Origin of the sequence: Neobacillus niacini, from assembly GCF_023715415.1 — a bacterium.
GTDB lineage: Bacteria > Bacillota > Bacilli > Bacillales > Cytobacillaceae > Neobacillus > Neobacillus niacini_C.
Genome location: NZ_JAMBOB010000001.1, coordinates 387,039 through 400,188, shown reverse-complemented (window position 1 = coordinate 400,188; position 13,150 = coordinate 387,039). Strand labels below are relative to the sequence as shown.

Genomic DNA, 13,150 nt, shown 5'->3' with positions numbered 1-13,150 from the left:
AACGGTGCTTCCGCTTTTTTTTAAACTTCCATAATGATTGGTAGAATCATTGGTCTGCGTTTTGTCTTTTCGTAAAGGAAAGGTGCTAATGTATCAGTAATTTCATTTTTAATTTCTGACCATTGACTTGTTTTGCGTTCCATCACTTTATTTAAATGCTTAGTAATCAGATTTTGTGCATCGTTAATTAAATCACCAGATTCTCTCATATAGACAAACCCTCTAGAAATAAGATCAGGTCCTGAAGCGATTTTAAAGTCTTTCATATTAATACTTACCACCACAACGACCAATCCTTCTTCCGAAAGGATTCTCCTGTCACGTAAAACAATATTCCCGATATCGCCAATCCCGCTTCCGTCGATATAAACAGAACCAGATGGGATTTTCCCAGCTACTTGCGCACTGTTTTCAGAAAGAGCTAATACTTCACCATTATCCATGATAAAACAATTTTCTTCTTCTACACCACAATCCACAGCTAGTTTGGCATGCATTCTTTGCATTCTATATTCACCGTGAATCGGCATAAAGAATTTTGGCTTTATTAAGCGCAGCATTAACTTTTGTTCCTCTTGGCCACCATGACCCGAGGTATGAATATTGCTTAGTTTCCCGTGAACAACTTCGGCACCAGCTCTAAATAACATGTTGATTGTCCGGTTTACACTAATAGTGTTCCCTGGAATAGGTGAAGATGAGAATACCACTGTATCCCCCGGGATAATTTGTATTTGTCTGTGAGTGCCATTGGCAATTCTAGATAAGGCCGCCATAGCTTCGCCTTGGCTTCCTGTACAAAGAATTGTAACTTTATCTGCAGGAAGACGATTAATTTGATTTGCTTCAATAAATGTCTCTTTTGGTGCAACAATATACCCTAATTCTTGACCAATATTAATAGCTGATTCCATACTGCGGCCAAAGACGGCTACTTTTCTGCCATTTGCAACTGCAGCCTCCACAACTTGTTGCAATCTATAGATATTTGATGCAAATGTTGCGAATATTATCCGGCCGGAAACCTTTCGGAAAATATCATCAATGCTTTCACCTACAAGACGTTCAGACATTGTGAATTCAGGAATTTCGCTGTTTGTACTGTCTGAAAGTAAGCACAATACGCCTTCTTTACCGATTTCAGCCATTTTTGTTAAATTTGCTGGTTCGCCAACCGGTGTAAAGTCAAATTTAAAGTCACCCGTATGGACAACTTGCCCAGGAGGAGTTTTTACAACAATACCATAAGAATCAGGAATGCTGTGTGTTGTTCGGAAAAAAGTAACAGACGTTTTGCGGAATTTTATCACATCGTCTTCTTGAATGGGAATTAACTTTGCATTCCGTAAGAGACCGTGCTCTTCTAGTTTATTTTTGATTAGTCCTAATGCAAGCTTTCCACCATAGATTGGAATATTTACTTCTCTTAATAAATATGGAATTCCGCCAATATGGTCCTCGTGTCCGTGAGTAATGAATAATCCTTTAATCTTGTCTTCATTTTTTACTAAATAGGTGTAATCAGGGATGACATAATCAATTCCTAATAGCTCATCCTCTGGGAATTTAATGCCGGCATCAATTAATATTATCTCATCCTGAAATTGTACTGCATATGTGTTTTTTCCAATTTCGCCCAAACCGCCTAAGGCAAAAACAGCAGTTTGGTCATTTTTAACAAATTTCATAAATTATCAAATCTCCAATACTTTAAAATCTTCATTTTGTTGTTCATATTCTAAATATGCTCCTGTCACTGCCTGTAAAAATTCAACGTTATATCCACGATCTGCAATTTTCTTGCGAACATCTAGAACAGATTCTCCCTCCACATAGAGAACCTTTGTTTTTTCTCTTACAGGGACTTCATTGATTCTTTCTTGAAAATAAACTTTAAATACCATAATAAATCGCTCCTTAATCGATCATGACTTTTTCTATTATATTAAATAATTACATTTTTTTCATTTAATTTCACTTTTCGCCTAAATTTAAGCATTTGGACTTATAGAAAAATATGTAAATAAATACACTGATAATCAATTTACAATAAGGAATGAGCCCTTCGCAAGTTTGAAGGGCTCGAAAAAAGTTGTTGTTAAGCAATTGATTTTTTTCGTAGTAAATCTTTCCACTGTTTTAAGAGCTTCTTTCTTAGCTTCTTTAACATAGTGGATCATCTCCTTACTTCCTATTTTAAACGATCCTTGTCCAATGTAAAGCAAGCCATGACAGATATTGTAGATTTTTTTTTATTTAAGGGTTTTTATACTAATATTATATGGAATAATTAAGAAATCTTTCATGGATAAACATGGCAGAATGATGAAAGTTTAATAAATTGACAATTATTCTTATTATGATTAGTGTTTATTAGAGAAATTATTATAAAGCTTAATCATAATTGAAAAAGGCAAAGAGGAGTTGAAATTATATGAAGAAAATTGTTTTTTTTGATATAGATGGAACCTTGCTCAATCATGAAAAAAAACTCCCCACTAGTGCTAAAAAAGCTATCCAAACACTAAAGGAGAATGGTGTATTTGTTGCAATAGCAACGGGAAGAGCACCTTTTATGTTCACAAGTTTAAAAAAAGAACTTGATATTGATTCCTACGTTAGTTTCAATGGCCAGTATGTGGTGTTTGAAAATGAAGCGATTTATAAGAATCCGCTAAAACAATCTGAGTTAGAAAGATTTCTACTGGATACAAAGACGAACGAACATCCATTGATATTTATGAATGAATTAACCATGAAGGCTACTACTCATTACCATCCATTTATTGAAACTAGTTTGGGCAGTTTATTATTTCCACATCCAGATGAAGACAAATCTTTCTTTGTTGATAAGGAAATTTATCAATCCTTACTTTTCTGTAAAGAGGGTGAGGAAAAGTTATACTTTGAAAACTTTCCTGAATTTGATTTTATCAGATGGCATCCCTATTCAGTAGATATTTTACCTAAAGGTGGATCTAAAGCTGAAGGGATAAAGAAAATGATTGACAGATTAGGGTTTGATTTGAAGGATGTTTATGCATTTGGTGATGGCTTGAATGATTTAGAAATGCTTAAAGCTGTTGGAACGGGTGTTGCAATGGGGAATGGTGTTCCCGAGGCAAAGGCACTTGCAAACTTCGTTACTTCCGATGTATCGGAAGATGGAATTTGGAATGGATTGAAAGAATTACAACTTATATAAAACTTAAATAAAAAGTAAAAGCGCAAGAGCACTTGCGCTTTTTTTATCTTTCTATTGCGATTGCACCCTCAATTGGTTTAAAAGCGTCTTTCTTATTAATATGATCATAAAACATAATTCCGTTTAAATGATCAATTTCATGTTGAAAGCAAATGGCTGGGAGACCTTTTAAGCGGAGTTTAACCTCTTCGCCTTCGAGGGTAATTCCTTTCACAGTAATTCGAGCAAACCTTTCTACATAACCAGGAATGTCTTCATCTACAGAAAGACAGCCTTCCCCTGAAACTAAATAAGCTTTTTCGACTGAATGGCTGACAATTTTGGGATTAAACAATGCATAGCTATACAAATTTCCTTTGTCGTCGTGAAGATGAATGGCAATCATGCGCTTGGAAACGTTAATCTGTGGTGCAGCTAACCCAATTCCAGGTCGTAATCCAAATTGTGAAGAAACTTCAGGATTTTGACTATTCTTTACATATTCTAAAAGGCTTTCAAGTATTTTTCTGTCTTCCTCCGATGGCGGCATAGGTACTTCAACTGCTACTTTTCTAAGAGTAGGATGGCCGTCTCGAATGATATCATTCATCATTAACATGATTGATTCACTCCTGTTTATAAACTAAAATTATTGATATTCATTAGTCTATCAGACTATTCCAGAAAAGTTAATTGAAAGTATCAACAATTATTCTGATTAATAGGAGAGAAATTCCAGGGGATATTGTCAAAAATAAGAAGTATAGATATAGTAGAAATTGTAATCAGTAAGGGGGTTGCGAATTGTCTATTATTAGATTAACACGTATTATTATAACGGTTGTAATTAGTGGTTTCTTATTAACTGGCTGTATTAGCCAGGATTCTTCAGCTGAAAAGCTGTATCAAGTATTAGAGGATGTTGTGGATGCAGAGAAAGAATTTGAAGAGCAGCAAGAGCCGCTTGTAGAGTTAGAAAAGCAAGAAAAGGAAATCTACAATGAAATTATGACTTTAGGGATGAAGCAGCATGAAAAGATTATCATGCTTTCTGACGAAGCCCTTTCTATTATTGAAGAAAGAAAAAACCATTTACAGCTGGAAATTGACAGTATAAATGCTTCTAAATCGGAATTTATGAAAGCGCAAGAAGTAATAAATGATATAAAAGATACTGACCAAAAGAAAAAGGCAGAAGATTTATCAAAAATCATGAAGAAGAGATACCAAATACATAATAGACTTTCAAAGGAGTATTCAAGTGCGCTAGATCGTGATAAAGAATTATATTTAATGCTCAAAGAGGAAAGTACTTCTTATGACAAGCTTGAATCACATATAGTTGATTTAAATACTACCTATCAAAAGGTATATGAGGCAAATGAAGAATTCAATGATGTAACAGCACAATATAATGAAAAAAAGCTTGAATTTTATAAACAAGCAGGTCTTAACCTTGCTGAAGAAAAGTAAGAAATTGGCTGATTGGGCCGATTTCTTTTTTTTTGATAAAGCAGAATCTATTTTAATATAACAGGATAAAGTGTAGAGTGATACAGAGGTTGGCATTAATCAAAAAGTTAATAACATTATTATGATGTAAAATAATGAAACATAGTATTTGACGAGCGTATTTAGATGATGTAAACTCAATATGGAATTATTTATTGTACCATTATTTTTTACGAAAATTATAGTACAGGGCAGCAGGCGATTAAAGTAAATAATTGTTTATGTTGTTTTAGGTTTTTGGGTAATCTAATATGAGTGAATTTATTTTTACATTTTTGTAACGAAAGAAAGGAAGATGTGACGAATGGCTTCTAAAACTCAGAACGCTCAAGTCGATGCTAAAAAAGTACTTGAAGTAGTAGAAGATCAATTTACAACGCTTCAAATTTTAAATGAAGAAGGCGAAGTTGTTAATGAAGCAGCAATGCCAAATCTAAGTGACGATCAGCTGCAGGAATTAATGCGCAGAATGGTATATACCCGTATCTTGGACCAACGTTCCATTTCGTTGAACCGCCAAGGACGTCTTGGTTTCTATGCACCAACAGCAGGACAGGAAGCATCCCAATTAGCTTCACAATTTGCACTTGAAAAAGAGGACTTTATCTTACCTGGTTATCGTGATGTTCCACCAATCGTATGGCATGGTCTTCCTTTATATCAAGCATTTTTATGGTCCAGAGGTCATTTCGAAGGCGGTCAGATTCCTGAGGGAGTAAATGTCGCAATCCCTCAAATTATTATTGGTGCACAGTACGTACAAACAGCAGGTGTTGCATTAGGCTTTAAAAAACGTGGAGTTAAAGCTGTTGCTCTTACATATACAGGCGATGGCGGAACTTCTCAAGGTGATTTCTATGAAGGAATGAACTTTGCAGGAGCTTACAAAGCGCCAGCCATCTTTATTGCACAAAATAATCGTTTTGCTATCTCGACTCCTGTTGAAAAGCAAACAGCAGCTAAAACACTTGCTCAGAAGGCAGTTGCAGCTGGTATCCCAGGTATCCAAGTAGACGGTATGGATGCATTAGCAGTGTATGCGGCAGTTAGAGAGGCACGTGAGCGTGCTGTTAACGGCGAAGGGCCAACGTTTATTGAAACTTTAACATATAGATATGGTCCACATACAATGGCCGGAGATGATCCTACTCGTTACCGTACAGCTGAACTTGATAATGAATGGGAAAAGAAAGATCCGCTTGTACGTTTCCGTAAGTTCCTGGAAAAGAAAGGCTTATGGAATGAGGGAAAAGAAAACGAAGTAATTGAGCAAGCAAAAGAAGATATTAAAGAAGCACTTAAAAAGGCAGATGCTGCTCCTAAACAAAAGGTGACTGATTTAATCTCAATTACAAATACGGACTTGCCTTATAACTTAGAAGAACAATATGAAATATATAAAGCAAAGGAGTCGAAGTAAGCCATGGCTCAAATGACTATGATTCAAGCAATTACAGATGCAATGCGTGTAGAACTAAAAAATGATCCGAATGTATTAGTTTTCGGGGAAGATGTCGGCGTAAACGGTGGTGTTTTCCGTGCAACGGAAGGGCTACAAAATGAATTTGGTGAAGATCGTGTATTTGACACACCACTTGCAGAATCAGGAATTGGCGGTTTGGCAGTTGGTCTAAGCTTACAGGGCTTCCGTCCCGTACCGGAAATCCAATTCTTTGGTTTCGTTTATGAAGTAATGGATTCTATTTCTGGCCAAGCGGCCCGTCTTCGTTATCGTACAGGCGGTAAATTCAATGCTCCAATAACATTCCGTTCACCATTCGGAGGAGGCGTACACACGCCTGATATGCACGCAGATAGCTTAGAAGGTTTAATGGCACAACAACCTGGCTTAAAGGTAGTTATTCCATCAACACCTTATGATGCAAAAGGTCTCTTAATTTCATCTATTCGTGATAATGATCCTGTTATTTTCCTTGAGCATATGAAATTATATCGTTCTTTCCGTCAAGAAGTTCCTGAAGGTGAATACACGATTCCACTAGGAAAAGCAGATGTAAAGCGTGAAGGTACTGATATTTCAATCATTACTTATGGTGCGATGGTTCATGAATCATTGAAAGCAGCTGAGGAATTAGAAAAAGAAGGTTTTTCTGCTGAAGTTATTGATTTACGTACGGTTAGCCCAATTGATATTGAAACAATCATTGCTTCTGTTGAAAAAACAGGTCGTGCAATCGTGGTTCAGGAAGCACAAAAGCAAGCTGGTGTTGGGGCAAATGTTGTGGCTGAAATTAGCGATCGTGCTATTTTAAGCTTAGAAGCACCTGTATTGCGTGTGGCAGCGCCAGATACTATTTATCCATTCCCACAGGCTGAAGCAGTATGGCTTCCAAACTACAAAGATGTAATTGAAACAGCTAAAAAAGTACTAAATTTCTAAATGAAAGATGGGGAATAGGATTCCTGTTTCCCGCTTTTTCTTATAATTGTCGTTCGTAAATATGTATAAATAGGAGGATGAATCGCGAGATGAGCGCAACCGCAACCACATTCCAATTTAAAATGCCTGACATTGGTGAAGGTATTCATGAAGGCGAGATTGTTAAATGGTTCATAAAGCCAGGTGATAAAGTCCAAGAAGATGATATCCTTTGCGAAATCCAAAATGATAAAGCAGTCGTTGAAATTCCATCTCCTGTTGAAGGATCTGTTATTGAAGTGAAAGTAGCAGAAGGAACGGTAGCTACTGTAGGACAGGTTCTAGTAACATTTGATGCGCCAGGATATGAAAACTTGCAATTTAAAGGTGACGAGCATACGGAAGAAGCACCGAAGCAAGAAGCAGCACCAGCACCAGCACCAGCACCTGCTGCAGTGCAAGATGCTCCTGTAACACCACCGCCGGCACCGCCTGCTTATGGTATTGGTGTAACACAACCACAAGGACAAGGACAAGTGGAAGTTGACCCAAATCGTAAAATTATTGCGATGCCATCTGTTCGGAAATATGCCCGTGATAAAGGTGTGGAAATTACACAAGTTCCTGGCTCAGGTAAAAATGGGCGCATCGTGAAAACGGATATTGATGCATTCTTAAACGGCGGTGCAGCTGCAGCAGCACCACAAGCGGCTGAAGCTCCAGCACCAGCAGCAGCAACAACTCAGGCAGAGGAAGCTCCTAAAGCTACGCCTATTCCACAAGGTGAATATCCTGAAACTCGTGAGAAAATGAGCGGAATCAGAAAAGCAATTGCAAAAGCAATGGTAAATTCAAAACATACCGCACCACACGTAACACTCATGGATGAAATCGATGTAACGAAACTTGTTGCTCATCGTAAAAAATTCAAAGAAGTTGCGGCTGCTAAGGGTATTAAATTAACATTCTTACCTTACATCGTAAAAGCATTAACTAGTGCTTTACGTGAATTCCCTGCATTAAATACATCACTTGATGATGCTACAAGTGAAGTAATTCATAAGCACTACTATAATATTGGAATTGCGGCTGATACAGAAAAAGGGTTATTAGTACCTGTTGTTAAAGATGCAGACCGTAAATCAGTATTTACAATATCAAATGAAATCAATGAATTAGCTGGTAAAGCACGTGATGGAAAGTTGGCTCCAAACGAGATGAAAGGTGCTTCTTGTACCATTTCTAATATTGGGTCGGCTGGTGGACAATGGTTTACACCAGTCATTAACCATCCTGAAGTAGCCATCCTTGGGGTAGGTCGTATTGCAGAAAAACCAATCGTACGTGATGGTGAAATTGTAGCTGCTCCTGTATTAGCATTGTCATTAAGCTTTGACCACAGAATGATTGATGGTGCTACAGCTCAAAATGCGTTAAATCATATTAAACGATTATTGAACGATCCAGAACTATTGTTAATGGAGGCGTAACAAATGGTAGTAGGAGATTTTCCAATCGATACAGACACTATAGTCATTGGCGCTGGTCCCGGCGGATATGTGGCTGCTATTCGTGCAGCACAGTTAGGTCAAAAAGTTACAATTGTTGAAAAGGAATATATTGGCGGAGTTTGTTTAAACGTAGGTTGTATTCCATCTAAAGCAGTAATTGCTGCTGGACACCGGTACGAAGTAGCGAAGCACTCTGATTCATTTGGAATTACAGCTGAAAATGTAAAAGTTGATTTTACAAAGGTTCAAGAATGGAAAGCTGGAATTGTTAAGAAATTAACTGGCGGTGTTGAGGGGTTACTAAAAGGAAATAAAGTTGAAATCGTTCGTGGCGAAGCATACTTTGTTGATGGTAATTCATTACGAGTAATAGGCGAGAATTCTGCCCAAACATACAACTTCAAAAATGCGATTATTGCTTCTGGCTCTCGTCCAATTGAGTTGCCAACTTTTAAATACTCAAAACGAGTACTAAATTCTACTGGTGCATTGAACCTGCAAGAGGTTCCAGAAAAAATCGTAGTAATCGGTGGCGGTGTCATCGGTATAGAACTTGGTGGAGCCTATGCAAATTTTGGTACTCAAGTAACAATCTTAGAGGGTGCAGATGATATCTTAGGCCTTGGAGTTTTTGAAAAGCAAATGGCTGCCCTTGTTAAGAAAACAATGAAGAAAAAAGGTGCCGAATTCTATACGAAGGCAATGGCTAAAGGTGTAGAAGAAACTGAAAATGGTGTGGTTGTAACTTTTGAAGTTAAAGGCGAAGAAAAGAAAATTGAAGCAGATTACGTATTTGTTATGGTTGGACGCCGTCCAAATACAGATGAAATGGGTCTTGACCAAATTGGTGTGAAAGTCACTGACCGTGGATTGATTGAAATTGATAATCAATGTAAAACGAGCGTCTCTAATATCTATGCAATCGGTGATGTTGTTGCAGGTCCTCAATTAGCTCACAAAGCTTCTTATGAAGGAAAAATCGCTGCAGAGGCAATTGCAGGTCATAATGCTGTTATTGACTATTTAGGTATCCCTGCAGTAGTTTTCTCGGATCCTGAACTTGCAAGCGTAGGTTATACCGAAGCGCAGGCGAAGCAAGAAGGTATTGAAGTTAATTCAGCCAAATTCCCATTTGCTGCAAATGGCCGTGCTCTGTCACTAGACAGTGGTGAAGGTTTTGTGAAATTAGTTTCACGTAAAGAAGATGGTGTCTTGATAGGTGCACAAATTGCTGGTGCAAGCGCATCTGATATGATTGCTGAACTAGGGGTGGCTCTTGAAGCAGGAATGACAGTCGAAGATTTAGCCTTGACCATTCATGCTCACCCAACATTAGGAGAAATCACAATGGAAGCTGCTGAAGTAGCGATGGGTACACCAATTCATGTTTTAAAATAGCTAAAATGAAAGTCCTTTCTGCAGTAATAGAAAGGACTTTCTTATTTTCAATCGAATGATAAATTAACACTTCTGAGCATATATTTAAAACACTACAATCTTTATTTTTAAGAAAAGATGTTGAGTGGTGATAAAAAATGCGAATGTATGTTGTAATTATATTGCAATTAATAATATGGAGTGCCTTTACTTTGATTGAATGGATGTCAAAGCATGATCAACTACTATACAAGGTGATAATGTTTTTTGTGTTTTTTTATTTAGCCTTTGTCCTTTGTAACAAATTTACCCAATCAACTGCCAAAACACTATTTATTACATCTTTAAGCCTTATGCTATATACTTCCATACACTATACACTCGCACTTTTAACGCATTAAAAAAACTCCCGGGCTGGGAGTTAGTTTTTTTACTTCCTTGGATAATAATACATGATTCTCTCATTAAAAAGGTGCAGCTCTCCTTGTAATTTCTTTGCAAGGAATTTGCAGAATTCATTAGCTTTGCCCTTATCACCGAAAGTGGATTGTTCTGGAAGAGTTACTTGTATGTAGGTTTGAATTCTATCAGTACCATCTTCATCACGAATACTTTCCTGATCAACACCAATCAAGATAGCGTAATAGCGTTCATTAGTAGAATATAAGTAAAACCATTTTCCTTTTCCATCATCTTTCTCTTTAATTTCGTAAGGAAAAGCAGAGTCACCATATTCCCAATCAACTTGGTTTCCTGTTTTACTAGTAATATCTTTATAGTAATTTAAGAGTTCCTTTACTTCCTCTACAGTAACTGTTTGCTTTGCAGATGAAGGCACAAGTTTAACAAATGCGTTTTCAGCCATCTTCATCCCCCCTATGTCCCATTTGATCATTTGATATCTCCTTTATTCTAGCATTGTAAAAACCATGGTGACAACATTAAGACACATAAATGTCATTTGTTTTAAATGAAAAAATAAATTATAATAATATTCTAAATATTATTATAATAAAAGGAGGATAATTATGGAATTATTTGACAAGCTCTATGATGAGCATGAGAATGTAAAGGTCAGGTTTATTGGATTTACTACTGAACATACTCGTTATGATTTTGGGATTATTTACACAAACATGTTCTTTGGAAAACCCCTAGTTGTATGCATGCAAACAGGTCGTTCCACTCTCCTCGATCCTAAAGAAATTGAAGATATTGAATACCTTCAAAATGTATTCCGGATTCCAGATAAACAACAAGCTGCCGATTTGGCTGAATTCTTCCGTGAAACCCTCCCGCAAATCCCATTTGTTACCCAATATGAATAATTTGAAAGTAAAAGACCTAATTATAGGTCTTTTTTGGTTAAAAATAATTAAATGTGACATACAATTTAGGCTTGATAATTTCAATGTGTTATATTATTATTGAATTAACAAGAATAAAACGTTTTCAATGTAATGAACATTCAAAAATGAAAAGGGGATTGAAAATAATGGGTACAATCGTATGCCAGGCTTGCGACTCAACAATTGATCATTTCGAAGATGAAAAAGTAACAGTTCTCTATTCTAGATGTAATTGTTGCGATAATCACCATTCAGAAGAAGAACGATAAATCTTACTTTAAAATAGAAACAGGATTCCTCATCGGAATCCTGTATTTTTATTTTATAGCTTTATATTCCTTTATGACACGTATGCTTTTTATTTCATCATCCTCAGGTCCTTGTACGGGTAAACCCGCCTCAAGATTTTCCTGAATATAGTGGAGATTCTCTTTCGTAATGATTTCACCTGGGATAAATATAGGGATCCCTGGGGGATAAACCATGATAAATTCGGCAATAATTCTACCTTCTGATTCCTCAAAAGGAATTACCTCCGTATCCGCATAAAAAGCATCTCTTGGAGTTAATGCTAAAATAGGAATATCCGGAAGAAGAACTTGTATAGGTTCAAGTCTTTCTTTTCGATGTTCTCTTTCCTCGGCCAGCTCCTTTAAAGCTTTTACTAAAATGTCTCCTTCATTATCTGTATCGCCAAGTGTTATGATACAAAGAATGTTATAAAGGTCAGACATTTCTACTTCAATATTATGTCTTTCTCGTAACCACTTTTCAACCTCATAGCCTGTTAAGCCTAATTCTTTTACTGAGATAATCAATTTTGTTGGATCATAATCAAATGTTGCCTTTGACCCTAAAATTTCTTCGCCAATGCAACGCAAATGGTCAATTTCATTAATTCTTTTTCGAATCGATTGTGCCAAATTGATTGTCTTATCAATCAGTTCTTTTCCTTTAGTAGCTAACTGCTTACGAGCTACATCAAGGGAAGCAAGTAATAAATAGGATGTTGAAGTGGTTGTCAGCATACTAAGTATTGCTTGAACATGCTTGGCAGAAACAAGACCTTCTTTTACATTTAAAATAGAGCTTTGTGTCATTGATCCTCCAAGTTTATGGACACTGGTTGCAGCCATATCAGCACCTGCTTGCATAGCTGATAGAGGCAATTCGTCATGAAAATGAATATGGACCCCATGGGCTTCATCAACAAGAACAGGTACATTATGAGAGTGAGCAATTTCCACTATTTTCTTTAAATCTGCGGATATCCCAAAATACGTGGGGTTTATCACTAAAATCGCTTTTGCATCAGGGTGTTGTTTAAGAGCCTTTTCGACCGAATCAATCGTTATACCATGGGATATACCTAAATCTTCATCAATTTCTGGATGAATAAAAACAGGAATAGCGCCAGAGAAAACAATCGCTGACATAATGGATTTATGGACATTTCTAGGGACAATGATTTTATCCTCTGGTCCACAAACAGCCATAATCATAGCAATAATGGCCCCGCTGGTTCCTTGGACGGAAAAAAAGGTTCTATCAGCGCCAAATGCTTCAGCTGCCAAATCTTGTGCTTGTTTAATTATACCTTTTGGCTGATGAAGGTCGTCGAGTGGACCGATATTAATAAGGTCTATCGATAAGGCATTATCACCAATGAAATTTCTAAAATCAGGATCGATTCCAACACCTTTTTTATGACCAGGGATATGAAATTGAACGGGATTTTTTTTTGCATGTTCTAATAAACCGCTAAATAACGGTGTTTGGTTTTGAGACAATTTATTTCCACACCTCTTTATATACAAATTGCTTTTAGTTAAATACA

13 protein-coding genes are annotated in these 13,150 nt (G+C 36.7%); 8 read left to right on the top strand and 5 right to left on the bottom strand.

Annotated elements, in window-relative coordinates:
• Positions 1–20: 20 nt before the first annotated feature.
• Entirely contained in the window at positions 21–1,688 is a 1,668-nt protein-coding gene (gene rnjA / locus M3189_RS01850; protein ID WP_251631276.1) for a ribonuclease J1, read from the bottom strand.
• A gap of 6 nt (positions 1,689–1,694) precedes the next feature.
• A complete protein-coding gene (locus tag M3189_RS01845; RefSeq protein ID WP_251631274.1) occupies positions 1,695–1,904 on the bottom strand; it encodes a DNA-dependent RNA polymerase subunit epsilon in 210 nt (69 codons plus the stop codon).
• Between the two features lie 530 nt (positions 1,905–2,434).
• Between M3189_RS01845 and M3189_RS01840 the strand changes: the two genes are divergently transcribed.
• Positions 2,435–3,205 carry a Cof-type HAD-IIB family hydrolase gene (locus M3189_RS01840; protein WP_251631273.1) on the top strand — a complete coding sequence of 257 codons (771 nt, stop codon included), beginning with the start codon at positions 2,435–2,437 and terminating at the stop codon, positions 3,203–3,205.
• Between the two features lie 43 nt (positions 3,206–3,248).
• Here M3189_RS01840 and def read toward each other — a convergent pair whose 3' ends face one another.
• Complete coding sequence (def, locus tag M3189_RS01835; RefSeq protein WP_251631272.1) at positions 3,249–3,803, bottom strand: peptide deformylase; 555 nt, start codon at positions 3,801–3,803, stop codon at positions 3,249–3,251.
• A 185-nt stretch (positions 3,804–3,988) separates the two neighbouring features.
• On the opposite strand from def, the gene M3189_RS01830 reads away from it, so the two are divergent.
• The 5 genes from M3189_RS01830 to lpdA all read left to right on the top strand — a co-directional run bounded on the left by M3189_RS01830 (position 3,989) and on the right by lpdA (position 9,985).
• Positions 3,989–4,657, top strand: coding sequence for a YkyA family protein (locus tag M3189_RS01830; RefSeq protein WP_251631270.1), 669 nt, complete (start codon positions 3,989–3,991; stop codon positions 4,655–4,657).
• Between the two features lie 343 nt (positions 4,658–5,000).
• Entirely contained in the window at positions 5,001–6,116 is a 1,116-nt protein-coding gene (pdhA, locus tag M3189_RS01825; protein ID WP_251631268.1) for a pyruvate dehydrogenase (acetyl-transferring) E1 component subunit alpha, read from the top strand.
• A 3-nt stretch (positions 6,117–6,119) separates the two neighbouring features.
• Entirely contained in the window at positions 6,120–7,097 is a 978-nt protein-coding gene (locus M3189_RS01820; protein ID WP_251631266.1) for an alpha-ketoacid dehydrogenase subunit beta, read from the top strand.
• 77 nt (positions 7,098–7,174) lie between these two features.
• Positions 7,175–8,566 (top strand): dihydrolipoamide acetyltransferase family protein, encoded by a 1,392-nt coding sequence (locus tag M3189_RS01815; protein ID WP_285889295.1) that lies wholly within the window; start codon positions 7,175–7,177, stop codon positions 8,564–8,566.
• A gap of 3 nt (positions 8,567–8,569) precedes the next feature.
• On the top strand, positions 8,570–9,985 hold the full coding sequence (gene lpdA, locus M3189_RS01810; RefSeq protein WP_251631264.1) for a dihydrolipoyl dehydrogenase: 1,416 nt from the start codon (positions 8,570–8,572) through the stop codon (positions 9,983–9,985).
• Positions 9,986–10,394: 409 nt separating this feature from the next.
• Here the strand turns inward: lpdA and M3189_RS01805 are convergent, their stop codons facing one another.
• Positions 10,395–10,829 (bottom strand): DUF1885 family protein, encoded by a 435-nt coding sequence (locus tag M3189_RS01805; protein WP_251631262.1) that lies wholly within the window; start codon positions 10,827–10,829, stop codon positions 10,395–10,397.
• A 163-nt stretch (positions 10,830–10,992) separates the two neighbouring features.
• Here M3189_RS01805 and M3189_RS01800 point away from each other — a divergent pair, with 163 nt between their 5' ends.
• Together M3189_RS01800 and M3189_RS01795 are read left to right on the top strand one after the other, a co-directional pair.
• Positions 10,993–11,292, top strand: a complete 300-nt coding sequence (locus tag M3189_RS01800; RefSeq protein ID WP_251631260.1) for a DUF3055 domain-containing protein — start codon at positions 10,993–10,995, stop codon at positions 11,290–11,292.
• 167 nt (positions 11,293–11,459) lie between these two features.
• On the top strand, positions 11,460–11,582 hold the full coding sequence (locus M3189_RS01795; protein ID WP_251631258.1) for a GapA-binding peptide SR1P: 123 nt from the start codon (positions 11,460–11,462) through the stop codon (positions 11,580–11,582).
• Between the two features lie 48 nt (positions 11,583–11,630).
• On the opposite strand, the gene M3189_RS01790 is transcribed toward M3189_RS01795, so the two are convergent.
• The gene (locus tag M3189_RS01790; protein WP_251631256.1) at positions 11,631–13,103 is read right to left on the bottom strand and encodes an aminotransferase class I/II-fold pyridoxal phosphate-dependent enzyme; all 1,473 of its coding nucleotides are present in this window, start codon (positions 13,101–13,103) and stop codon (positions 11,631–11,633) included.
• Positions 13,104–13,150 lie beyond the last annotated feature (47 nt).

Bases quoted from the DNA above. Each gene is read 5' to 3' on its own strand.
- M3189_RS01840 (WP_251631273.1), top strand. From the start codon at position 2,435: ATGAAGAAAATTGTTTTTTTTGATATAGATGGAACCTTGCTCAATCAT.
- pdhA (WP_251631268.1), top strand. From the start codon at position 5,001: ATGGCTTCTAAAACTCAGAACGCTCAAGTCGATGCTAAAAAAGTACTT.
- def (WP_251631272.1), bottom strand. From the start codon at position 3,803: ATGTTAATGATGAATGATATCATTCGAGACGGCCATCCTACTCTTAGA.
- M3189_RS01805 (WP_251631262.1), bottom strand. From the start codon at position 10,829: ATGGCTGAAAACGCATTTGTTAAACTTGTGCCTTCATCTGCAAAGCAA.
- M3189_RS01815 (WP_285889295.1), top strand. From the start codon at position 7,175: ATGAATCGCGAGATGAGCGCAACCGCAACCACATTCCAATTTAAAATG.
- M3189_RS01820 (WP_251631266.1), top strand. From the start codon at position 6,120: ATGGCTCAAATGACTATGATTCAAGCAATTACAGATGCAATGCGTGTA.
- M3189_RS01795 (WP_251631258.1), top strand. From the start codon at position 11,460: ATGGGTACAATCGTATGCCAGGCTTGCGACTCAACAATTGATCATTTC.
- lpdA (WP_251631264.1), top strand. From the start codon at position 8,570: ATGGTAGTAGGAGATTTTCCAATCGATACAGACACTATAGTCATTGGC.
- M3189_RS01845 (WP_251631274.1), bottom strand. From the start codon at position 1,904: ATGGTATTTAAAGTTTATTTTCAAGAAAGAATCAATGAAGTCCCTGTA.
- M3189_RS01800 (WP_251631260.1), top strand. From the start codon at position 10,993: ATGGAATTATTTGACAAGCTCTATGATGAGCATGAGAATGTAAAGGTC.
- rnjA (WP_251631276.1), bottom strand. From the start codon at position 1,688: ATGAAATTTGTTAAAAATGACCAAACTGCTGTTTTTGCCTTAGGCGGT.